The 23,114-nt window shown below is 59.2% G+C and carries 23 protein-coding genes; 14 read left to right on the top strand and 9 right to left on the bottom strand.

What is annotated here, in order from left to right; all coding sequences use genetic code 11:
- Positions 1–88: 88 nt before the first annotated feature.
- On the top strand, positions 89–2,266 hold the full coding sequence (locus HF257_RS08410; protein ID WP_185707273.1) for a hypothetical protein: 2,178 nt from the start codon (positions 89–91) through the stop codon (positions 2,264–2,266).
- Positions 2,267–2,301: 35 nt separating this feature from the next.
- Here the strand turns inward: HF257_RS08410 and HF257_RS08405 are convergent, their stop codons facing one another.
- Both HF257_RS08405 and HF257_RS08400 read right to left on the bottom strand, forming a co-directional pair.
- The gene (locus tag HF257_RS08405) at positions 2,302–3,393 is read right to left on the bottom strand and encodes a hypothetical protein (RefSeq protein ID WP_185707275.1); all 1,092 of its coding nucleotides are present in this window, start codon (positions 3,391–3,393) and stop codon (positions 2,302–2,304) included.
- 264 nt (positions 3,394–3,657) lie between these two features.
- A complete protein-coding gene (locus tag HF257_RS08400) occupies positions 3,658–3,966 on the bottom strand; it encodes a DUF2288 domain-containing protein (protein WP_185707277.1) in 309 nt (102 codons plus the stop codon).
- A gap of 340 nt (positions 3,967–4,306) precedes the next feature.
- Between HF257_RS08400 and HF257_RS08395 the strand changes: the two genes are divergently transcribed.
- The 9 genes from HF257_RS08395 to HF257_RS08355 all read left to right on the top strand — a co-directional run bounded on the left by HF257_RS08395 (position 4,307) and on the right by HF257_RS08355 (position 12,018).
- Positions 4,307–5,434: a branched-chain amino acid ABC transporter substrate-binding protein gene (locus HF257_RS08395; protein ID WP_185707279.1), complete on the top strand. Its 1,128-nt coding sequence runs from the start codon at positions 4,307–4,309 to the stop codon at positions 5,432–5,434.
- A gap of 229 nt (positions 5,435–5,663) precedes the next feature.
- Positions 5,664–6,587, top strand: coding sequence for a high-affinity branched-chain amino acid ABC transporter permease LivH (gene livH, locus HF257_RS08390; protein WP_025855194.1), 924 nt, complete (start codon positions 5,664–5,666; stop codon positions 6,585–6,587).
- On the top strand, positions 6,584–7,837 hold the full coding sequence (locus HF257_RS08385; RefSeq protein WP_185707281.1) for a high-affinity branched-chain amino acid ABC transporter permease LivM: 1,254 nt from the start codon (positions 6,584–6,586) through the stop codon (positions 7,835–7,837). The genes livH and HF257_RS08385 overlap by 4 nt, the downstream gene beginning before the upstream one ends.
- Positions 7,834–8,601 carry a high-affinity branched-chain amino acid ABC transporter ATP-binding protein LivG gene (gene livG, locus HF257_RS08380; RefSeq protein WP_185707283.1) on the top strand — a complete coding sequence of 256 codons (768 nt, stop codon included), beginning with the start codon at positions 7,834–7,836 and terminating at the stop codon, positions 8,599–8,601. The genes HF257_RS08385 and livG overlap by 4 nt, the downstream gene beginning before the upstream one ends.
- Position 8,602: 1 nt before the next feature.
- Entirely contained in the window at positions 8,603–9,304 is a 702-nt protein-coding gene (locus HF257_RS08375) for an ABC transporter ATP-binding protein (protein ID WP_017844798.1), read from the top strand.
- Between the two features lie 260 nt (positions 9,305–9,564).
- Entirely contained in the window at positions 9,565–9,861 is a 297-nt protein-coding gene (locus tag HF257_RS08370; protein WP_185707286.1) for a BufA1 family periplasmic bufferin-type metallophore, read from the top strand.
- Positions 9,862–9,884: 23 nt separating this feature from the next.
- The gene (gene bufB / locus HF257_RS08365) at positions 9,885–10,763 is read left to right on the top strand and encodes an MNIO family bufferin maturase (RefSeq protein WP_185707288.1); all 879 of its coding nucleotides are present in this window, start codon (positions 9,885–9,887) and stop codon (positions 10,761–10,763) included.
- Positions 10,760–11,536: an HvfC/BufC family peptide modification chaperone gene (locus tag HF257_RS08360; RefSeq protein WP_185707290.1), complete on the top strand. Its 777-nt coding sequence runs from the start codon at positions 10,760–10,762 to the stop codon at positions 11,534–11,536. Before bufB ends, HF257_RS08360 begins: the two co-directional genes overlap by 4 nt.
- Entirely contained in the window at positions 11,533–12,018 is a 486-nt protein-coding gene (locus HF257_RS08355; RefSeq protein WP_185707292.1) for a DoxX family protein, read from the top strand. Before HF257_RS08360 ends, HF257_RS08355 begins: the two co-directional genes overlap by 4 nt.
- On the opposite strand, the gene HF257_RS08350 is transcribed toward HF257_RS08355, so the two are convergent.
- On the bottom strand, positions 12,015–12,923 hold the full coding sequence (locus HF257_RS08350; RefSeq protein WP_017735940.1) for a LysR family transcriptional regulator: 909 nt from the start codon (positions 12,921–12,923) through the stop codon (positions 12,015–12,017). The two genes, HF257_RS08355 and HF257_RS08350, sit on opposite strands and share 4 nt — an antisense overlap.
- Positions 12,924–13,027: 104 nt before the next feature.
- Between HF257_RS08350 and HF257_RS08345 the strand changes: the two genes are divergently transcribed.
- A complete protein-coding gene (locus HF257_RS08345; RefSeq protein WP_185707294.1) occupies positions 13,028–13,627 on the top strand; it encodes a short chain dehydrogenase in 600 nt (199 codons plus the stop codon).
- Here the strand turns inward: HF257_RS08345 and HF257_RS08340 are convergent.
- Entirely contained in the window at positions 13,612–13,992 is a 381-nt protein-coding gene (locus HF257_RS08340) for a hypothetical protein (protein ID WP_185707296.1), read from the bottom strand. The genes HF257_RS08345 and HF257_RS08340 overlap by 16 nt on opposite strands.
- Positions 13,993–14,173: 181 nt before the next feature.
- Here HF257_RS08340 and HF257_RS08335 point away from each other — a divergent pair, with 181 nt between their 5' ends.
- Positions 14,174–14,845, top strand: coding sequence for a COG3650 family protein (locus tag HF257_RS08335; protein WP_185707298.1), 672 nt, complete (start codon positions 14,174–14,176; stop codon positions 14,843–14,845).
- Between the two features lie 106 nt (positions 14,846–14,951).
- Positions 14,952–16,565 (top strand): NAD(P)/FAD-dependent oxidoreductase, encoded by a 1,614-nt coding sequence (locus tag HF257_RS08330; RefSeq protein WP_185707300.1) that lies wholly within the window; start codon positions 14,952–14,954, stop codon positions 16,563–16,565.
- Between the two features lie 134 nt (positions 16,566–16,699).
- Here HF257_RS08330 and HF257_RS08325 read toward each other — a convergent pair whose 3' ends face one another.
- Entirely contained in the window at positions 16,700–17,797 is a 1,098-nt protein-coding gene (locus tag HF257_RS08325) for a PLP-dependent cysteine synthase family protein (RefSeq protein ID WP_185707836.1), read from the bottom strand.
- A gap of 213 nt (positions 17,798–18,010) precedes the next feature.
- On the opposite strand from HF257_RS08325, the gene nhaA reads away from it, so the two are divergent.
- On the top strand, positions 18,011–19,186 hold the full coding sequence (nhaA, locus tag HF257_RS08320; RefSeq protein ID WP_185712079.1) for a Na+/H+ antiporter NhaA: 1,176 nt from the start codon (positions 18,011–18,013) through the stop codon (positions 19,184–19,186).
- A gap of 74 nt (positions 19,187–19,260) precedes the next feature.
- On the opposite strand, the gene HF257_RS08315 is transcribed toward nhaA, so the two are convergent.
- From HF257_RS08315 to HF257_RS08300, 4 genes are all read right to left on the bottom strand, one after another.
- Positions 19,261–19,725, bottom strand: a complete 465-nt coding sequence (locus HF257_RS08315; protein ID WP_003189251.1) for an outer membrane lipoprotein — start codon at positions 19,723–19,725, stop codon at positions 19,261–19,263.
- A gap of 263 nt (positions 19,726–19,988) precedes the next feature.
- A complete protein-coding gene (gene pdxH, locus HF257_RS08310; RefSeq protein WP_185707304.1) occupies positions 19,989–20,636 on the bottom strand; it encodes a pyridoxamine 5'-phosphate oxidase in 648 nt (215 codons plus the stop codon).
- Between the two features lie 27 nt (positions 20,637–20,663).
- Positions 20,664–21,806 (bottom strand): OmpA family protein, encoded by a 1,143-nt coding sequence (locus HF257_RS08305; protein WP_185707306.1) that lies wholly within the window; start codon positions 21,804–21,806, stop codon positions 20,664–20,666.
- Between the two features lie 142 nt (positions 21,807–21,948).
- A complete protein-coding gene (locus HF257_RS08300) occupies positions 21,949–23,094 on the bottom strand; it encodes a serine hydrolase domain-containing protein (RefSeq protein WP_185707308.1) in 1,146 nt (381 codons plus the stop codon).
- Positions 23,095–23,114: the final 20 nt, after the last annotated feature.

The following is a 23,114-nucleotide window of genomic DNA, read 5'->3' as shown; positions in this document are numbered from 1 at the left end:
ACAAGGACGCACTGTAAAAGTCGCGAACTCCCATTCCGTGATGGCCCTTTGATTACTTTCAGCCATCCGCCCAGGCACATGGCGCACAATGACTTCTAAAAATAACTCTGCCACCGTGGTATCCGACGTGTTGCTCCCAGCTCCTGCGGAAAAACCCTCAGGTTCAAAGTCATTGAGCAACACGCGCCCGCTGGCCACGCAGCAATACCTGTACTTCACCGAAACCAATACCGACCGCATCCTCGACAACCTCGACGGCCTGCGCGACATGGTGTTCCCGCGCCCGCCCTACATGGAAGCCGAGGGCGAGCCGCGCAACGACCAGGAATTTCCGTCGGTGTGCCTGATCGGCCTGGGCCGCTGTGGTTCGAACATTGCGCTGGACGTCGCCGAACTGGTGTACAACGCGCGCAAGTTCTACCTCAACGAATTCAGCACTGAAGACAAGTCGTTGGATAAGGGCTACAGCCCCGCCCAGTGGATCCGCAACAACCTGCGCCTGGGCAGCGGCAAAGCCAGCAAGCCGGTGTTCCTGGTAGAACCGTTGGTAATGCTCGGCGACCTGGACAAAGACATCGCCGGGCGTATCCGCTTTTCGCGCAAGGGCGAAAAAAGCGGGTTCTTGCGTGATTACAGCAAGATGAAAATCATGGACCTGTCGGAAGTCCATGCCGGTGGTGCCGGTAACGCGCCGATCCTCGGCCAGTACCTGGCCAAGATCATCCTCAACAAAGACACCCAGCGTTTTTCCAGCCCCGACTGGAAGATGATCCACTCGTACCTGATCGACTCATGCGGCATCAAGGCTAACCAGTCGCGCCTGTACTTTTCGATCTTCAGTGCCGGCGGCGGCACCGGTTCGGGCATGGCCTCGGAGTTCGGCCTGGCCCAGCAACACTCGTACATGAACAAGACGTTCGACACCAAGCCTGCCGACGAGCATGACAGCAAGAGCGGCCACGCCTTTGTGTTCGAGCCGATCTTCACCAGCGGTATCTGCGTGCTGCCGAACATTTCCGATCACCGCAGCGAAATGTCAGAGGCACTGCACATCAACGCCGGTCGACTGCTGTGCAAGTATCTGTCGGAAGAATGGGATTTCTCGTACAACTTCGCCAATGAAGACAGCAGCGAAGCTAGCGTAAAAGGCCGTATCCGGCCGTGGAACGCGATGATGCTGATCTCCAACGACATCATGCGTTACGCCGAAGAAAGCGACGATGGCAACATCCAGAACATTGATGTCAATGCCATGGAGAAACACGCCAACCAGTACATCTCCCAGCAGATCTTCAACATCCTCACCGCCCAGGCGGTGACCACCGACTACGACCAGAACTACTTCCGTCGCGCGGGCATCGACATCGGCGAAACCATTCGCCTGGATGCCAACGACTTGTTCATGAGCCTGGCCGGCCCGGTGGCGATTGCCTATGCCGAGTCTGTCGTCCCGGAAACCCCGGTGCCGACGGGCGACAAGTTCAAGGTGTTCGAAAAAGAACCGCAGCGCTTGAACATTGATGACCTGTTCTTCCGCTCCATCGACTTGCCGCACTTCAACAAAGTCACCCAGGCCATCGAGGGCATCAGCCTGTTGCCGATTGAGTCCAAGCGCTACAAGGCGTCGCTGGAGCAATACAAGAACTCTGGTTATGACGCGGCGGCGCTGCATGACCTGCACTTCTTCAAGAACTGCTCGTCGGTGGTGTCGATTGTCTCGCTGCCCAAAGACTACAAGCTGTCCTACATGGACTTGAATCGACTCAAGACCCACCTCAACAGCCTGTTCCCCAACACCACGCTCAAACGTTACGCCCTGGTCATCGGCGCGTCGGCCAACCTGTCGCTGACCACCCTGATCGCCAAAAGCCCGTGCCTGTCGGACGACTTCCTCACGCTGATCGTGGCGTTTATCAAGCGCTGCTTTGCCCGCAACCCGTACCGTTTCGACGACACACTGGACAACTCGATCCTGGACTTCATCATCCATGAGGACTTCGACGAAGACCGTATCGATGAGCTGCTCAACGAATTTGAGAACCCGGCGAAGATCCTCGACACCAACTGGTACGCGATCAAGCCGATGTACGAGAAGAAGTACCGCGAGTTGATCAACGACAAAGAGAAGTTCGTGTCGATCAATGACATTCGCCTGTCACGGGATTGCGTGAAGAAGGCGATCAAGTACCTGCGTGAGATCTACCGTCACCGGATCGGCAAGACCAAGGTCATTTCATTGAATAACCACACCGGCAAGACCGCCTGAGAACCTGCGACGGCGCCGCTCGGCGCCGTCGCCTATCAGCGAGCCCGCTGCTGGCGCAGGAAAGCCAGGATCTTTTGCTCGTCTGCGGACGTTGAAGGCCGGGGCAACTGCTTCGGCCAGTGGGTGTCATTCGGGCCGAAGAATTTCTTTTGTTCAGCTTCATCCCACCCACGAATTTCGCGCGACGCCGACTCCCACCAGCCATGCCGGCATACGTCGTAGTAAGGATGCTCTGGCGCCGAACTGCCGTACAGCAGGTCGCGACCCACCCTTTTCATGTGCTTGCGCTGATTGCGCAGTTTCCATTTGATACGCAGCCGCTGCCAAGGGGACGGCACCGGCTTGACGCGCGGTACGTCCAGGCATCGCGCGACCAGCGTCGGATCGAACGTCTCACCGTGCAAATCGAAGAAATGCGCTTGCATGGCGTGGAAAAAGCGCTTGTCGGAGTAGTAATGGTGAACGAACTTCCTGGCCTCACGCACCGTTTTGCCACGCATCGCAAAGGAAATCGCGACTTGCTCGATGGTGTGGATATCGAACGAATCCTGCGTCCACTCATCAATCAACTGGATCGACGCGTCAAGCAATGGCGAATCACTGGCGCGCACGCCGCACAGGCCACTGTTATAGAGCTTGAAGCTATTACTGGCAGAGATTCCATGTTGATGCAGGTGGCGGCCCAACTTGAGGTAGTCCGGGCGTTTGCAGACATAGCTCCAGTCGTACTCGAACTCGTCCATCACATACTTGCCGGGCTCGATCAGTTCGAACACACGGTGGGGAGACTTGAGGAACAGCGTGTCGGTATCGACGAACAGGGTCTTGTCCGCGAGCGTCAGGCCATGGGCGATTGCGCAGGCCTTGCGGCGGTGGGTATAGCCATTCTCGCCCTGCCACAGGGCCAGGGTTTGCTCATCCAGCTCGATGGTTTCAACTGGCCAGCCGATGTAATCCTGCGCTCGGTCGGTCATGACCCGGATACACAACGACTCGCCTGGCTTGAGCTGTGACAAGGCGGTAAGAATGCTGAATTTGGCCTCGCGCCGGTAAACATCCTGGTTACCGTAAATAAGGTAGAGCAACTGGTGCGACGTTTTCTCTAAGGGGGGCAGCGCTGACGGCATGACTAGCTCCATGGAACAAGCCACGAACTTTACCGGAATCCACCGATAATTCACCGCTTCCGTCAGATATTTCTGATGGCCAACCGCCTTTATTCACACCGAGAAACAATTCCCCTGGCCTTTTGGCGGCGAGAGAACTGTTCCCATTACGCGCACGTCACCCTCGGCTGTGACCTTTCTCTACGGCAAGATGCCATCACGGCTCCAGCGGTTACTCCGCTACACACTTGTTGCCGCGAAAAACGCGCACCTTTTTAGTGCCAACTATTCTTGCGATGCCCTTTCCTGGATCAGAATCCACGGCGAAACCACCACCGCCCACAGGCTGGGATCACGCTCCACCAGGTCCAATGCCCGCGTCGCAGACACTTCGCCAAGGCTGCCCGCGGCCAGCCAGGCAGCGACTTTATCGCGGTTATCTTCGGCCATTCCCTCGGCGGCTTCGATCAAATCCAGCCCGGCGTCGACCCACAATAGGGCACCCTTGGCAAAGAACGGCTCAAGCTCCTTCCAGGATATTTCGGCGGTTTCACCGAGCAGCTTGGCATAGAGGGTGCTAGGTTCTTGCGTCATGGGAATTCACCTGAGTAAAAAACGGCGCAATCATAACGTCGTCACTCGTGCAGAAAAACCCAGTTGCAAATGAAGCACCGATAGAAAGTGTCAGAAAAGCCAAGGATTGCCTGAGACTCTGGCATCAACCCGCCGCAATTCTGTCTTTTTCTTTCATTTAAGCGACACACCCGGGTTTTGCCCCCAGCAGCCAGCTTTTCAAGCGATCAACCGGCGCTCTACACTGTACCGGTACAGTTGCCAGGGCACTGCCGGGGGGATATCCGAGATATCCGATCCGGTTCTGCAGCTCACAAGGCCGCTAGAACTATAAAAAATACAACAGTAAGAGTGGAGCATTATGAATAAGGCTACTAAGCAGATTTCCAAACTGTTTGCCGCTATGGTCCTGGCTGGGGTTGCCGGCCATTCGTTCGCAGCCGACACCATCAAGATCGGTATTGCTGGTCCTAAAACCGGTCCGGTGACGCAATACGGTGACATGCAATTCATGGGTGCCAAGCAAGCCATTGCCGACATCAACGCCAAAGGCGGCGTCGACGGCAAACTGCTCGAAGCCAAGGAATACGACGACGCTTGCGATCCTAAACAAGCCGTTGCCGTAGCCAACAAAGTGGTCAACGACGGCGTCAAGTTCGTGGTCGGTCACCTTTGCTCCAGCTCCACTCAGCCAGCGTCCGACATTTATGAAGACGAAGGCGTCATCATGATTACCCCGGCTGCCACCAGCCCGGAAATCACTTCCCGTGGCTACAAACTGGTGTTCCGCACCATCGGCCTGGACAGCGCCCAAGGCCCTGCAGCGGGCAACTACATCGCCGACCACGTGAAGCCAAAAGTCGTTGCCGTTATTCACGACAAGCAGCAGTACGGTGAAGGTATCGCCACCGCCGTTAAACAGACCCTCGAGAAAAAAGGCGTGAAAGTTGCCCTCTTCGAAGGCATCAACGCTGGCGACAAAGACTTCGGTTCGCTGATTCAGAAGCTCAAGCAAGCCAACGTCGACTTCGTCTACTACGGCGGCTACCACCCTGAGCTGGGCCTGATCCTGCGCCAAGCCAAGGAAAAAGGCGTGAACGCCAAGTTCATGGGCCCAGAAGGTGTCGGCAACGACTCCATCTCGCAAATCGCCCAGGGCGCTTCCGAAGGCCTGCTGGTCACCCTGCCGAAATCCTTCGACGCCGATCCAGCGAACAAAGCCATCGTCGACGCGCTCGTCGCTGACAAAAAAGACCCAAGCGGCCCATTCGTGTTCCCAGCCTACTCGGCAGTTGAAGTCATCGCCGGCGGTATCGCTGCCGCGAAGAGCGAAGACACCGCCAAAGTGGCTGCAGCCATCCACGCAGGCACTTTCAAGACCCCTACTGGCGACCTGAGCTTCGATGCCAAGGGCGACCTGAAGGACTTCAAGTTCGTGGTCTACGAATGGCACTTCGGCAAACCTAAAACCGAAGTTTCCCCTCAGTAAGCCAGGCGTTACTGGTCCAACAAGCCCACTGTGAGAGCAGTGGGCTTTGTTTTACGAGGTTTATGGGCCTGACACCCGCGATCCGGGCGCTGGCTCACCTGAAAATCTTAAAACCGTCACCAGCGGTTCGCTGGCAAACGCTTTGTGCAAATGTGCTCACAGAACACAGCACAGGGCCGGAACATGACTCCACCAGTGAAATGCGTATCGGGTTTTTAGGAGCGCTGTAATGCCTGAGATCTATCATTTTTTCCAAACGCTGGTTAACGGCATGACCGTTGGCAGCACCTATGCCTTGATAGCCATTGGCTACACAATGGTTTACGGCATCATTGGAATGATCAACTTCGCCCATGGCGAGGTGTACATGATTGGTTCCTACGTGGCCTTCATCGCCCTTGCCGGGCTGGCCATGATGGGGATCCACTCCCTGCCGCTGTTGATGACCGCTGCGTTCCTTGCGTCGATCATCGTGACCAGTGCCTATGGCTACAGTATCGAGCGCGTTGCCTACCGTCCCTTGCGTGGCAGCAACCGTTTGATCCCGCTGATTTCCGCCATCGGCATGTCGATTTTCCTGCAAAACACCGTATTGCTGTCCCAGGACTCCAAGGACAAGTCCATTCCCAACCTGATTCCGGGGAGCTTCTCCTTCGGCCCAGGTGGCGCACAAGAAGTGCTGATTTCGTACATGCAGGTCCTGGTCTTCGTCGTCACCCTGGTGGCCATGCTGGGCCTGACCCTGTTCATCTCCCGCTCCCGTCTGGGGCGTGCCTGCCGGGCTTGCGCCGAAGACATCAAGATGGCCAACCTGCTGGGCATCAACACCAACAACATCATCGCCCTGACCTTCGTGATCGGTGCCGCACTGGCTGCCGTCGCGGCGGTGCTGCTGAGCATGCAGTACGGCGTGATCAACCCCAACGCCGGTTTCCTGGTAGGGCTCAAGGCCTTTACCGCGGCGGTCCTGGGCGGCATCGGCAGTATTCCGGGCGCGATGCTCGGTGGCCTGGTGCTGGGTGTGGCCGAAGCGTTCGGCGCCGATATCTTCGGCGACCAATACAAGGACGTCGTAGCGTTCGGTCTCTTGGTTCTGGTGCTGTTGTTCCGTCCGACCGGCATCCTGGGCCGTCCGGAGGTTGAGAAAGTATGAGCAGATATCTTAAATCGGCGTTTTTCAGCGCCTTGCTGGTATGGGCCGTGGCCTTTCCGGTACTCGGCCTCAAGCTGAGCATTGTCGGCATCAACCTGGAAGTGCACGGCACGGGTCCCGTGACCCTGACCGTCATCGCCCTGTGTTCGGTGCTGATGTTCCTGCGCGTGTTGTTCAGCGATCAGTTCAGTGCCTTGCTCAAGAGCAACCGTGGCCCGTTGGTATCGCCCAAGGTCAGCCAATTCCTGACCCTGCCGCGCACCCAGCGCTACATCATCATCGGCTTGATCGTAGCCGCGTTGGTCTGGCCATTCTTTGGTTCGCGCGGCGCCGTCGACATCGCCACCCTGATCCTGATCTACGTGTTGCTGGGCCTGGGCCTGAACATCGTGGTGGGCCTGGCCGGTCTGCTCGACTTGGGTTATGTGGGCTTCTACGCCGTGGGCGCGTACACCTACGCATTGCTGTCGCACTACTTGGGCTGGAGCTTCTGGATCTGCTTGCCGTTGGCGGGCATGGCAGCCGCTACGTTCGGCTTCCTGCTGGGTTTCCCTGTGTTGCGTTTGCGCGGTGACTACCTGGCCATCGTGACTCTGGGCTTCGGTGAAATCATCCGTCTGTTCCTGCGTAACCTGACCGATATCACCGGTGGCCCCAACGGCATCAGCAGCATTCCCAAGCCGACCTTCTTCGGGCTGTCGTTCGACCGCACCGCCGCAGAAGGCATGCAAACCTTCCACGAATACTTCGGGATCGACTACAACCCGGTCAGTAAAGTGGTGTTCCTGTACCTGGTGGCGCTGTTGCTGGCATTGGCCGCCTTGTTCGTGATCAACCGCCTGTTGCGCATGCCGATTGGCCGCGCGTGGGAAGCGCTGCGCGAAGACGAGATCGCGTGCCGGGCCCTGGGCCTGAACCCGACCATCATCAAGCTCTCCGCGTTCACCCTGGGTGCTGCGTTCGCCGGTTTCGCCGGCAGCTTCTTCGCCGCTCGCCAAGGCTTGGTCACCCCGGAGTCGTTCACCTTTATCGAGTCGGCGATCATCCTCGCCATCGTGGTACTGGGTGGCATGGGCTCGCAGTTGGGCGTGATCCTGGCGGCGATCGTGATGATCCTGCTGCCGGAAATGATGCGTGAGTTCAGCGAATACCGCATGTTGATGTTCGGCGCCATGATGGTGCTGATGATGATCTGGCGCCCTCAAGGCCTGCTGCCCATGCAACGTCCACACATGGAGCTGCGCAAATGAGCCGCGAGATCCTGAAAGTCGAAAACTTGAGCATGCGCTTCGGCGGTTTGCTCGCGGTCAATGGCGTGGCCCTGACCGTGAAAGAGAAACAAGTAGTTGCATTGATCGGCCCCAACGGCGCCGGCAAGACCACGGTGTTCAACTGCCTCACCGGTTTCTACAAGCCTAGCGGCGGCAGCATCCTGCTGGACGGCCAACCGATCCAGGGCCTGGCCGGCCACGAGATCGCCCGCAAGGGCGTTGTGCGAACCTTCCAGAACGTGCGGTTGTTCAAGGACATGACGGCGGTCGAGAACCTGCTGATCGCCCAGCACCGTCACCTGAACACCAACTTCTTTGCAGGCCTGTTCAAGACGCCGTCGTTCCGCAAAAGCGAACGCGAGGCCATGGAGTACGCGGCGTACTGGCTGGACAAGGTCAACCTGACCGAGTTCGCCAACCGCCCTGCTGGCACCCTGGCCTACGGTCAGCAACGTCGCCTGGAAATCGCCCGCTGCATGATGACCCGCCCGCGGATCCTGATGCTCGACGAACCGGCTGCCGGCCTGAACCCCAAGGAAACCGAAGACCTCAAGGCACTGATCAGCGTGCTGCGTGAGGAAAACAACGCCACGGTGCTGTTGATCGAGCACGACATGAAACTGGTCATGAGCATTTCCGACCACATCGTGGTGATCAACCAGGGCACGCCGCTGGCCAACGGAACGCCGGAGCAGATCCGCGACAATCCTGAAGTGATCAAAGCCTATTTGGGGGAAGCGTAAAATGCTGCAATTCGAAAACGTTTCCACTTTCTACGGCAAGATCCAGGCCCTGCACAGCGTCAACGTGGAAGTGCGCCAGGGTGAGATCGTCACGCTGATCGGCGCCAACGGTGCAGGTAAGTCGACCTTGCTGATGACCCTCTGCGGTTCGCCGCAGGCTCACAGCGGCAGCATCCGCTACATGGGTGAAGAGCTGGTGGGGCAACAGTCGTCGCACATCATGCGCAAGAGCATTGCCGTGGTGCCCGAAGGCCGTCGCGTGTTCTCGCGCCTGACCGTGGAAGAGAACCTGGCGATGGGCGGGTTCTTCACCGACAAAGGCGATTACCAGGAGCAGATGGACAAGGTGCTGCACCTGTTCCCTCGGCTCAAGGAACGCTTCAGCCAGCGTGGCGGCACCATGTCCGGTGGCGAGCAGCAAATGCTCGCCATTGGCCGGGCGCTGATGAGCAAGCCCAAGTTGTTGCTGCTCGACGAACCGTCTCTTGGCCTGGCCCCGATCATCATCCAGCAGATCTTCGACATCATCGAACAGCTGCGCAAGGACGGTGTAACGGTGTTCCTGGTGGAACAGAACGCCAACCAGGCACTGAAAATCGCCGACCGCGCCTATGTGTTGGAAAACGGCCGGGTGGTGATGCAGGGCACGGGTGAGCAGTTGCTGACCGATCCGAAGGTGCGTGAGGCTTACCTCGGGGGCTAAGAGACGGTCACCGCAGAAACCGGATGTAAGAATGTGGGAGCGGGCTTGCTCGCGAATACGGAGTGTCAGTCACTGAATATGTTGACTGATCCACCGCATTCGCGAGCAAGCCCGCTCCCACATTTGCTTTGTGTGATCCTTGGATTTTGCCACGCGTGAAATTATTTTCGACAGGCTTGTAACAGATTCCTTCCCGTCGTCTCTAGTGGTACAAGCAGGCACTCAAGCCCGCCAACTCAACCCACTGCTGGAGATACACCATGACTACCAAACTGTCCGCCGCCTCCCTCATCCTGGCCCTGGGTTCTGCCCTGAGCCTGTCCACCCTGGCCACCACCGCTCACGCTGCCGACGACATGCAAAAGTGCTTCGGCGTCGCTGAAGCCGGCAAGAACGATTGCGCTGCGGGCGCCGGTACTTCCTGCGCTGGCACCTCGAAAGTCAAAGACCAGGCCAACGCCTGGAAACTGGTTCCGGCCGGCACCTGCGCCAAAACCCCAAGCTCCACCTCGCCGACCGGTTTCGGCCAGGAAGCGGCCTTCACTGCCAAGTCCTGATTGCCCGCCACGCCTGAGTACTGATGATGACCCTTTCATCCCTGCACGCTGTCTCCCAGGCTCAGGCGCCCGCCCTACCGCGTCGGGCCGGACTGGGGCTCAAGCCCGAGCACTTCCTCGAAGTGCTCGACACTTCACCCGACATCGGTTTTTTTGAAGTGCACGCCGAAAACTACATGGTTGCCGGCGGCCCGTTTCATCACTACCTGGGGTTGATCCGCGAACAGTACCCCCTGTCGTTGCACGGCGTGGGCCTGTCCATTGGTGGCGAAGGCCCGTTGAGTCGTGCGCACCTTGCACGCCTGGCAACGCTGATCGAACGCTATCAACCCCACTCTTTTTCCGAACACCTGGCCTGGTCGAGCCACGGCCCGGTGTTCCTTAATGACCTGCTGCCCCTGGCCTACGACAGCACCACCTTGCAACGGGTGTGCGAACACGTTGACCAAGTGCAGAGCACCCTCAAGCGGCCGATGCTGCTGGAGAACCCATCGACCTACCTGCAATTCCAGCGCTCTACCCTGGACGAGACCGACTTCATCAGCGAGATCATCCGTCGCACAGGCTGTGGCTTGCTGCTGGATGTGAACAACGTCTATGTGTCGTGCATCAACCACCAGCGCGACCCGCAGTCCTACGTCGATGCCCTGCCGTTGCACGCAGTGGGTGAGATTCATCTGGCAGGTTTTGCCGAAGACACTGACAGCCTCGGTGACCGCCTGTTGATCGATGACCACGGCGCGCCTATCGATGACGCCGTGTGGCAGTTGTACGAAAGGGTACTGGAGCGTGTCGGCCCGATGGCGACATTGATCGAACGCGACAACCAAGTGCCTGCATTCAATGTGCTGTTGGCCGAAGCCCAACACGCCGAATGGCATCTTTCGCAGGTGAGCCCATGAGCTTGCACGGCGCCTTTGCCAAGGCCCTGTTGGACCCCGAACTGCCCTGCCCCGAGGGACTGTTCAGTAGCAATGGTGCCGACCCGCAAAGCCGCTTTGCGGTGTATCGCAACAACGTGCATAGCTCATTGATCAATGCATTGGCGACTGCGTACCCCGTGACCTTGCAGCTGGTGGGCGATGAGTTTTTCCGCGCCATGGCCAGCATTTTCGTTCAGGCGCACCCGCCCACCAGCCCGCTGATCAGTCAGTACGGCAGCACGTTTGCCCAGTTCATCCAGGGTTTCGAGCCCGCGGCCAGCGTGCCTTACCTGGCGGACATCGCGCGGCTGGAACGCTTGCGGGTCTGCGCCTATCACGCGGCCGACTGCACGCCGCTGGACCAGCAGGCTGTGCTCCAGGCCCTGCAGGGCCAGGACGACGTGGGCGGGTTACGCCTGCAATTGCACCCTTCGCTGTCCACCCTCGATTCGGCGTACGCCGTCGTCGCCGTGTGGGCGGCGCATCAGACCGAAGCCGGCGTTGCCACCCTTAACCCTTGGCATGCCCAGGGTGCGTTGGTGTTGCGCGCAGGCCTTGAGGTCAAGGTGTTCGCCATCGACCGGGGCTCGGTAGTGTTTATCAACAGCCTGGCCCACGGCACACCATTGGAGAAAGCCATTGAACAAGCCCTGGGTGCTTCCCCCGAATTCGATCTGCACCAATGCCTCACGCTGTTGATCAGCCGCAATGCCATTACCCATTTGCACTTAGAACAAAAGGTATCGCCATGAAGACTTCCGCACCGTGCCTGGTGAAACGGGTCATCCAGCTTTTCGAACAAATTCCCTACAGCCTCATCGCCTTTGTCGCGCGCTTCTCCATCGCCGCCGTGTTCTGGAAATCCGGGCAAACCAAAGTCGAAGGCTTTGCCATTGACCTGATCGGCGGCACGTTCAAGTTGGGCGAACCGCGACTCGCCGCCTCGACCCTGCCGCTGTTTCGCAGCGAATACCATGTACCGCTGCTGTCGCCGGAGGTGGCAGCGCATATGGCGGCGTTTGCCGAGCATTTCTTCCCAGTGCTGATCCTGGTGGGGTTCGCGACACGCTTCTCGGCCCTGGCGCTGGTTGGCATGACGCTGGTGATTCAACTATTTGTCTACCCCGACGCCTACCCTACCCACGGCACCTGGATTGCGTTGTTGCTGCTGTTGGTAGCCAAGGGGCCTGGGTGCCTGTCCATCGATCATCTGATCGCCCGCCGCTACCGCTAAAGCCGGTCGAGGGCTTCGCCGCTGCGCTTGAACCAATCCACCAAGTAATCGGCCAACACTTGGGTTCGACGCGGCAGGCCGCCCTGGTAGGGATGAACCAGGTACATCGGCATGCTCCGCGTCTGATAATCGCGCAGGAGCCAGCGCAAGCGACCATCAGCCAATTCCGCAGGCAGTACGTAGGACGGCAAGCGGGCAATACCAGCGCCCACCAGCGCGGCCTTTTTCAACAGGTTGTAGTGGTTGGACGCAAAGGTGCCGCTGACCCGCACCCGCAACAGTTCATGCTGCTGGTGGTACAGCCACTCTTCGCGGCCGCTGTAGTGGCTGTTGAGCAGGCACGTGTGAGCCGCCAGGTCCGCAGGGGTCTGTGGTTCGCCGTGTTGTTCAAGGTAAGCCGGACTGGCACAGGTCATCTCATGCCAAGCCAGCAAAGGCTTGGCCACCAGGCGTTCGTTTTCAATCGCGCCTGAACGCACCCCTAGATCAAACCCATCTCGCGCCAGGTCCCGGTAGCTGTTGTTCAGCTCCAATTCGATCTGCACCTGCGGGTACTGCTTGGAAAACTCCAGCAGCAAGCCATCGAAGAACGTTTCGCCCAACGACACCGGAACCGTCATACGCACGGGGCCGGCCAGATCGTCCTTGAGCCGCGCCAATGCCTGACGGGCGCGATCCACTTGCACCACTAACGCCTGGGCCTGGGGCAGCAACGCCGCACCGGCGGCGGTGAGGCTGAGCTTGCGGGTTGTGCGGTGCAGCAACACCACGGAAAACTGCGCTTCCAGTTGGCTGATGCGCTTGGACAACTGGCCTTTGCTGCAGCCCAGCTGTTCAGCCGCTACGGTAAAACTGCCGGCTTCGATCAGCACCGCGAAGGCTGCAAGGTCATCCATCTCGCTCATGGATTGTTTCCATTTGAAAACCAAAGGTTGCCTATTAGCACGTTTATCCGTTCAAAAAGCCACACTAGACTGAACCTTCACTTATCCCCTGGAGGAACAGCACTATGAAAATCCTATTGATTGGCGCCAGCGGCACTGTCGGCTCAGCAGTCAAGGCAGAACTGGCTCAGCGTCACGACGTGATCAGCATCGGCCGCAACAGCGGCGATTTCCAGGTGGATATCAGCGACAGCGCCTCGATCCGCAAACTGTTCGAGCAGACCGGCAAGTTCGACGCCCTGGTCTGTGCGGCGGGCAGCGTGAACTTCGTGGCACTGGGCGACATGAGCGAAGCCGACTTTGAATTGGGCCTGCGCGACAAGTTGATGGGCCAGGTCAACCTGCTGTTGATTGGCCGTGAGTACGCCAATGACGGCGCCTCCTTCACCTTCACCAGTGGCATTCTCAACCGTGACCCAATTCGTACCGGCGCCTCGGCAGCCCTGGTCAATGGCGCGCTCGACGCCTTTGTAAAAGCCGCAGCGATCGAATTACCACGCGGCCTGCGCGTCAACTCGGTGAGTCCGACTGTCTTGCTGGAGGCCATGGGGAGCTACGCGCCGTACTTTCGCGGCTTCAAACCGGCGCCAGGTGCCGATGTAGCGCTGGCCTACGCAAAAAGTGTCGAGGGCTTGCAGACCGGTCAGACTTACATCGTTGGTTGAGCGACAATTGCCTCACGTGAGAACTGAGACATCCAGTCAACCACCAGCGCACGCGGGGCTGAGAATCTGAACGCCCCGCCCAACTGGCTTTGAACCTTGGACGTACTTAACTGATAACCGTCTACGTAAAGCGTTACGTACTTTTGGTAGGCCAGCAGCGAAATGGATTGTGTCCTTGCCTTCGCCTCTGGGCTCAGCGAGACATTCACCTCAACAGAAGCCAGATCATGGTCCCCAGACCGTTTGAGCGTCACCGAAATATCCGTAAAGTCAGTAGCCGACGAGTAGGAGAGACGGGCGGGCTCGTCTGATAGGGCAACATTTGCCCAAAGCAAAAGAACGCAGATGCTCCATTTGGTATTCATGGCTGACTCCAGTCAAAAGAGGTAGACCCTCTCACGAGTCTCCAAACTTAAGTGTAGGAAACGTCGCAATCAGCAATACTCCGTTTCCCTACATTGTGAGGCAACCCGTTCAAATGGTGACCCGGGGTTGTGATGCATCGCGAGCCTGCGTAACGTGGCGACACTTGTCTGGAGACCCCCCATGCGCGCCGCCCGTACCTTCGCTCTGTTTGCCTTGATTCCCCTGTTCGCCGCCTGCCAGCTGTTCGAAAGCGAGCCGGCAAAGCCGTCGCTTGTCGGGTTGACCCGTATGCAAGGTGAGCTCACGGCGGTCGGTGGCAAGCTGTTGTTCCAGCCGTGCGACGACAAACGTAACTACGTGGTCAACGATACCGGTGGTACCAATATCCTCCAGGAGGCGGCCTCCCTGGCCGGCCAGCAAGGTGCGCTGTTTGCCGACCTGCGCGGCAAGTTCTCCGGCGTCGCCGCCGGTACCCAGGGCTCTGTGGACCTGCAGCAACTCTATCGCGTCGAACGTTCGACCTCGGCCTGCAACGACCCGGACTTCAAACGCATGATCCTGCGGGCCAACGGCCATAAGCCGGCCTGGGCAATGAATGTCACCGCCAAGGGCATGGTGCTGGAACGTGAAGGCCAGCCGCCATTGGCTGTACCGTATGTAGAAGAGCAGATCGGCGACGGCCGCTTCAACCTGATGACCGAAGCCAACAACCAGCACGTCGAACTGTGGGTGGCCCCGCAACGGTGCGTGGACAGCGTCAGCGGCAGCCTGCAACACATGACCGCCGAATTGCGGGTCAACGGCCAGGTGCAGCGTGGCTGCGCGTCGTTCGGCGGCTCCCGCGACGACTGATTACGCCCTGCGCTGTTTTAACATTACGGGAAACCGCCATTGGGGCTTATAATCGCCGGTTTGCAAAACAGCCGGCCTCTTTGTCCGCCGCCTACCGGATCCCGTCATGTTACGAATCACCGAACTCAAGCTGCCCATCGACCATCCCGAAGAAGACCTGCGGCCTGCCATCGTGCAGCGCCTGGGCATCGCCAGTGATGACCTGCTCGATTTCACCCTGTTCAAACGCAGCTACGATGCGCGCAAGAAGTCGTCGGAACTGTGCTTCATCTACACCATCGACTTGAACGTGAAGGGCGAAGCCGCCTTGCTGCTCAAGTTTGCCGATGACCGCAACGTCAACCCGGCACCGGACGTCAGCTACAAAGTAGTCGGCCACGCGCCACAAGGCCTGACAGAGCGCCCCATCGTGGTGGGTTTCGGTCCCTGCGGCATCTTCGCCGGCCTGTTGCTGGCGCAGATGGGCTTCAAGCCGATCATCCTGGAACGCGGCAAGGAAGTACGCCAGCGCACCAAGGACACGTGGGGCCTGTGGCGCAAAAGCGTGCTCAACCCAGAGTCCAACGTGCAGTTCGGTGAAGGCGGCGCCGGGACCTTTTCCGACGGCAAGCTGTACAGCCAGATCAAGGACCCGAAATTCCACGGCCGCAAAGTCCTGCATGAGTTTGTGAAAGCGGGCGCGCCGGAAGAAATTCTCTACGTCAGCAAACCGCATATCGGTACCTTCCGCTTGACCGGCGTAGTGGAAAACATGCGCGAGCAAATCATCGCCCTGGGCGGTGAAGTGCGCTTCGAACAACGCGTCACCGACGTGCTGATCGAAGATGGCCAGTTGAACGGCGTGGTGGTCGATGGCGGCGAGCAGATCCTCTCCAAGCACGTGATCCTGGCCTTGGGCCACAGCGCCCGTGATACCTTCCGCATGCTCCACGGTCGTGGCGTGTACATGGAGGCCAAGCCATTCTCGGTGGGCTTCCGTATCGAACACCCGCAATCGCTGATCGACGCGGCGCGCCTGGGCAAATACGCCGGCCACCCGAAACTCGGTGCCGCCGACTACAAACTGGTGCACCACGCCAAGAACGGCCGTTCGGTCTACAGCTTCTGCATGTGCCCAGGTGGCACCGTGGTGGCAGCGACGTCCGAGCCGAACCGCGTGGTCACCAACGGCATGAGCCAATACTCGCGTAACGAGCGCAATGCCAACTCCGGCATCGTGGTCGGCATCACCCCTGAAGTGGATTACCCGGGTGGCCCGCTGGCCGGTATCGAGTTGCAGGAACGCCTGGAGTCCCACGCCTACATTCTCGGTGGCAGCAACTACGAAGCCCCGGCGCAACTGGTGGGGGATTTCATCGCCGGCAAGCCATCCACCGCCATCGGCAGTGTGGAGCCGTCCTACAAGCCTGGCGTGTCATTGGGTGACCTGGCCCTGGCGCTACCCGACTTTGCCATCGAAGCGATCCGTGAAGCGCTGCCGGCATTCGAGAAGCAGATCAAGGGCTACTCGCTGCACGATGCGGTGTTGACCGGTATCGAGACACGTACCTCGTCGCCGCTGCGGATCACCCGTAACGAGTCGATGCAGAGTTTGAACGTGAAAGGCCTGTTCCCGGCCGGTGAAGGCGCGGGTTACGCGGGCGGGATTCTGTCGGCAGGTGTGGATGGGATCCGGATTGCCGAGGCGGTAGTGCGGGATATGTTGGGTATCGAGGCCTGACATAAATACTGCAAACACTGCAGTCCAAATGTGGGAGCGGGCTTGCTCGCGAAGGCGTCGTGTCAGTTAAAGATGTTTTGACTGAACCACCGCATTCGCGAGCAAGCCCGCTCCCATATTGGTTTTGTGTTGGGTCAGATATTGGCGCGCAAGATGCTCTCCGGCAGCGGCTCGCCGCGCTCTACACTCGCAGCAACCGCTGCGATCAAACCGTCCAGTTCATACCCCTGCGCCGTCAACCAAGCCCGATCGTAATAGGTCGTGGCATACCGCTCTCCCCCATCACACAAGATCGCTACGATCGACCCCGACTCCCCCGCCGCCTTCATCTGCTGCGCCGCCATCAGCGCGCCCACCAGGTTTGTCCCGCTCGAACCACCCACCCGGCGCCCCAACCGCTCGGCCAGGTAATGCATGGCCGCCAGCGACAGCGCATCCGGCACCTTGACCATCGCATCGATCACCGCTGGCAGAAACGATGCCTCGACCCGTGGACGCCCAATACCTTCGATACGCGAACCACAATCCAGACGCAGGCTGACGTCGCCACTCTGGTAGAAGTCGAAAAACACCGAACGTTCGGCATCGGCGCACAACACGCGCGTGCGATGCTGGCGGTAACGCACATAACGCCCCAGCGTCGCCGTGGTCCCGCCTGTGCCAGGGCTGGAGATCAACCAACTGGGCTCTGGATGCTGCTCGAAGCGCATCTGTTGGAAGATCGATTCGGCAATGTTGTTGTTCGCCCGCCAGTCGGTCGCGCGTTCGGCGTAGGTGAATTGGTCCATGAAGTGACCACCACTTTCCTGCGCCAGGCGTTCGGATTCGGCATAGATCTGCGTCGGATCCTGTACCAGGTGGCTCTTGCCTCCGTAAAAGGCGATCTGCGCAATCTTTTCCTGGGAGGTGGTCGCCGGCATCACCGCAATAAACGGCAGGCCGAGCAATCGCGCAAAGTACGCCTCGGAAATGGCCGTAGAGCCGCTGGAGGCTTCGATCACCGGTGCACCCGGTTTGAGCCAGCCATTGCACAGCGCATACAGGAACAATGAGCGGGCCAGTCGATGTTTGAGGCTGCCGGTGGGATGGCTGGATTCGTCCTTGAAGTACAACTCGATTCCCGGCAAACCCGGCAATGGCAAAGGGATCAGGTGCGTGTCAGCGCTACGCTGGAAGTCCGCTTCAATGATGCGAATGGCCTCACGGGCCCAGGAACGATGGTCGCTCATGATGAGGATCTCTAAGAGTTTTCATCGCCAATCTTAGGATGTTTCCTACACTCCACACAGATACAGTCATGACTCAATTGGACACACAATTACGCGCCGTGAAAACCACGTCGGCGGACCCTGCCCTTATAACAAATAAGAATATAATTTTTGTTTTAACAACTAACGGTACGGGTTAGGGTACCCACCTATTGAACTTTGATTGGAGAGCACCCCTTGCCTCTGCGTAGCACTTTCACCCGTTTCTTCCAGCTGGAAGCCGCCAGCGGTCTGTTGTTGATCGCTGCTGCCGCCCTGGCGCTGATCATCAACAACTCACCGTTATCTCATCTGTACACCGCCTTTCTCGATGTGCCGGTCGTTGCACAGATTGGCGCACTGAAAATCGCCAAGCCGGCGTTGCTGTGGATCAACGATGGCCTGATGGCCCTGTTCTTCCTGCTGATTGGCCTGGAGGTCAAGCGCGAGCTGCTCGACGGACAGCTGTCCAAGCCCTCGCAGGTGGTGCTGCCGGGTGCAGCGGCCATCGGCGGCATGGTGGTGCCGGCACTGATCTACTGGGCAATCAACAAGGACTACCCTGCCGCGCTGTCCGGCTGGGCGATCCCCATGGCCACCGACATCGCCTTCGCCCTCGGTGTATTGGCCCTGCTGGGCAAGCGCGTACCGGTATCGCTGAAGCTGTTCCTGATGACCTTGGCGATCATTGACGACTTGGGCGCGATCATCGTGATTGCCGTGTTCTATTCCAGTGACCTGTCAGGCGCTTCGTTGGCCGGTGCTGGGGCCTGCCTGATCGCGTTGATCGCGATGAATCGATTGGGAGTGATCAAGCTCGGACCCTACATGATCGTCGGCTTGATCCTGTGGGTGTGCGTTCTCAAGAGCGGCGTGCACGCCACCCTGGCCGGTGTGACCCTGGCGTTCTGCATCCCATTGCGGACCAAGAATGCCGAACCTTCGCCACTGATGACCCTGGAACACGCCCTGCATCCGTGGGTGGCCTACGGCATCCTGCCGCTGTTTGCGTTCGCCAATGCGGGTGTCTCCCTGGCCGGCGTGAGCCTGGAGAGCTTCACCCATCACGTGCCAATGGGTATTGCCGCCGGCCTGTTGATCGGTAAAACCGTCGGCGTGTTCGGCTTCACCTGGCTGGCCATCAAGACTGGCCTGGCGGCGCTGCCCACAGGCGCCAACTGGGGCCAGGTATTTGGCGTGGCGATCCTGTGCGGTATCGGCTTCACCATGAGCCTGTTTGTCGGCTCCCTGGCATTCGTGCCTGGCGCCAGTGAGTTTGCGGGTGAAGACCGCATGGGGATTCTGACAGGGTCGATTCTGGCCGCAGTCATCGGCTATGGCGTGACGGCAATGGCGAGTCGCAAGAAAGCCTGATCCACCTGATAGACCGCCCATAAAAAACCCCAACCGGTCACCCGGTTGGGGTTTTGTGTTTCTACAACCTGCGCTTAGCGAGTAACGCGGCTGGTACCGTCAACGGTCATGATGCGGACACGGTCGCCGATGCGGAAGATTTCATTCTCCTGCACGGCTTGTACGTAGGCACGCATGCTGCCGTCATCTTCACGCACGGTGATTTCCACACCCTGGGTACGGGTCAGGCCTTCTTCGGTAGCCGAACCCAGCAAGCCGCCGGCAACGGCACCGATCACTGCGGTCACGATACTGCCACGACCGCCGCCGATGGCGCTGCCGCCAACGCCGCCGATGACTGCACCCGCAGCCCCGCCGATTGGGGTCTTGGTGCCTTCGATTTTCACCGGACGCAGGGATTCAATGGTACCCATGCGTACGGTCTGGACACGACGCGCTTCATCACGGGAATACGAGTCGCCGGTCAGACTCGAGGCGCAGCCACCCAGCAGCAACGACAGGGTGGTAAAGCAGGCAACCAGTAAAACGGACTTACGCATAGCATCAACTCCAAAGGACAGGGGTTCATTAAACGCTGCAGCTTGGCGCCTGTCACGGCAAGCACGGCAGAAAACTGCTTTCATTCAGCCTTAGTACAGACTGCCAGTACCAGAAAACTCGACCAACGGTATCTCAGCTTTTGTGCCAAGGCGTGTCATGAAGGTTTGCTTATTGTAGCTGCGCAGCCGCTCGCGGCCGAAGCCTCTTGATAGAGACGTCGGCGCGATGGGCAACATTCAGGTGGTACGACGAAAGGTGCAGCTCAGGGCGCCAGGCGCTCACGGGACCATTCGGTCCCTTGCAGGCGGTAGTTCAGACGATCATGCAAGCGGCTGGCGCGGCCTTGCCAGAACTCGATACGCTCAGGCAGCAATCGATAGCCGCCCCAATGCTCGGGGCAGTCGGGCTGGGTATCGCTGAAACGCTGCTCGGTGGCCTTGAGCAGTTCCTGCAGTTCCTCACGGTCACGAATGACCTTGCTCTGCGGCGATGCCCACGCCCCCAGGCGACTGCCCAGAGGGCGTACCTGGTAATAAGCGTCCGACTCTTCAGGTGTGACCTTGACCACCCGTCCTTCGATGCGCACCTGGCGCTCCAGGGTCGGCCAGAAGAACGTCATGGCCGCAAACGGCCGCGCCGCAAGCTGTTCGCCCTTGGCACTCTGATAATTGGTGAAGAAGGTAAAGCCCTGCGCATCCAGGCCCTTGAGCAACAGGATGCGACAGTGCGGGCGACCGTCCTGGTCGACCGTAGCCAGGGTCATGGCATTGGCCTCCACCGGTGGCTGCTCGGTTTTCACCGCGTCGCCGAACCACTGGTGGAACAAGGCAAACGGCTCGCTCGGGGCCTGGGCCTCGCTCAAACCATCCCGTGTGTAGTCACGGCGCATATCGGCCAGTGCCTGGGTCATGCAGCTTTATCCTTGTGGTTCAGCGGATCAGTTTTTCGCCTGGTCGTTTGCAGCCGGGGTAGCAGCCTTGGCCTTGGCCGGAGCGGGCTTCTTGGCAGCTGGCTTGGCCGGGGCCTTTTTGGCGGCAGGCTTGGCAGCTGCCTTTTTGACCGGGGCCTTTTTCGCCGGGGCTTTAGCGGCAGGTGCAGGTGCAGGCACGTCCTGCACAGCAACCATTTCCGCCTTCGGTGGGTTGGCCGAGTTGTACTTGCTCAGCAGCGCCAACATAGTTGTACGCTGTGTGAACATAATTTCCATGCGACGGTTCAGCGCACGGCCCTGGTTGCTGTCGTTGGCAGCACGCGGCATCAAGTCGCCCATGCCACGCAGCATCAGGCGATCCTGCTTCAAGCCGCTGAGGCTGAAGATCGAAGCGATCGATTGCGCACGCTCTTTGGTCAGGGCCTGGCTTTGCGCCTCGGCACCCGTGGTGTCGACGTGGCCGAGTACCAGCACGGCGGTTTTCGGGTCGCCTTCAACGGCCTTGGCAACACGGGTAAACGGACCCAGGGTGACCGGCAGCAGCATGCCTGGGCGTTTTGGATTGTACGAACCATCTACCGGAGCAATGACCACCAGTACGTTGTCGCGGCGCTCAAGTTGCAGGTTGCTGTCCTTGATCGCGACACGCAGGCGCGGCTCGTAGTCGTCCAGCCAGGCCTGGGTGATTTTCGGATCAGGCATCGGCACGTTGGTCACGTCAACCTTGGCCAATGGTTTTGGCTTGCTTTCGAATGGCCACCACCAGTGGGTCTCGCTGTCGGTTTTGGCTACGGCTGGAGCTGGAGCGGCGGCAGGTGCCGGGGTGGCAGCCTTGAGGTCGGCTTTCAGGTCGGCCTTGGCATCGGCGGCCTTATCATCGGCGCTCTTGGAGGAGAACGGCCACCAGCTGGAGCCGGTGTCAGCCTTCGCTACTGGAGCCGGGGCAGGCGCGGCAGCGGCGGCTACCGGTGCGGCAGGCTTGGCGCCAGCGGCCGGCTTGGCGTCGGTTTGGGTCACTGCGTCCTTGGTAGTAGCCTTATCAGATCCAAATGACCACCAATGTCCGCCATCGGCATCATTTTGTGGTGTTTGTGCGCAGCCAGTAATAGTGAGGCAAAGCGCCAGTGCCAAGGACTTGTTCGATAACATGAGATATCCACAAAATGAGAAAAAACCAGGGGTCTGGATGACCCGTTAAACAGACGCTTAGAGAAGAATAAAGTTACAACTTTTCGCTCAGCGTCTTCTTATAGTTGCCTTTGTAACAAAAAAATGTGAAACGGCAAGGGGTTTACAGACAACCGGCCAATATTCCGACCAACTTCTGTGCTCGCGGGTCCATTAGTACATAAGGCCCCAATGTATTAGTCACGAAACCGAACGCTACATCATGTTCAGGGTCGGCAAAGCCCACCGAACCACCGGCGCCAGGATGACCAAATGCACGTGGGCCAAGGCCGAACGTGGCGTTGGGTAGCTGCGGCTGATCCAACATGCAACCCAGGCCGAAGCGGGTTTGTGTCAATAATGTTTTATCCGGCCCGATACTGTGTTCGCGGGTCAGTTGTTCGAGCATGTCGGCTTCCAGCAAACTTCCGTCCAACAAACCGCTATAAAAACCCGCCAGGCTGCGTGCATGACCGTGGCCATTTGCCGCTGGCTGCTGCATGCGCCGCCATTCAGGTTTATTAGTGCTGGTCAGAATAGACGGTGGATTGGCAAATGCCCGTGTAGTCATCGCATTCGGTTCACGCATCATTACTTGCAGTAACCGTTGCGCGGCTTCATCGCCCATATTGCCTTTGCTGCGCGCAATATGTGCAACACGATAAAACTCTTCATCCGCCAGGCCCACGTGGAAGTCCAGCCCCAATGGCCGCGCCACCCGCGCCACAATCGATTCACCCGGCCCACGCCCGTCAGCGCGGCGCAGCAACTCCCCGACAAGCCAGCCGTAGGTGATCGCCTCGTAGCCATGGCCCTGGCCCGGTGTCCACCAAGGCGCCTCAGCGGCCAGGGTGTCGACCATCAGTTGCCAGTCGTACAGGGCTTCGGTGGGCAGCATTTCACGGATCGCCGGCAACCCGGCCTGGTGGCAGAGCAACTGGCGCAGGGTGATGGCTTCTTTTCCCGCAGCAGCGAATTCCGGCCAGTACTTGGCCACAGGTGCATCCAGTTGCAGCTTGCCTTCGGCCACCAATTGCAGCGCGGTGACGGCAGTGAAGGTCTTGGTGCAGGAGAACAGGTTGACGATGGTGTCGCTGTGCCAGGCCTCGGCACCGTCCTTGTCGGCGGTACCGGCCCACAGATCGACGACGGATTCGCCGCCGATCTGGATGCAGAGTGCGGCGCCACGCTCTTGCGGGTCATCGAACAACGCGGCAAAGGCTTCGCGTACCGCTTCGAACTGGAGTTCGTAATGACCCTGAACCTGCACCTGGACGTCCTCGGAAAACA

This window comes from Pseudomonas cremoris (genome assembly GCF_014230465.1).
This window is presented reverse-complemented; position numbering and strand designations above follow the sequence as displayed.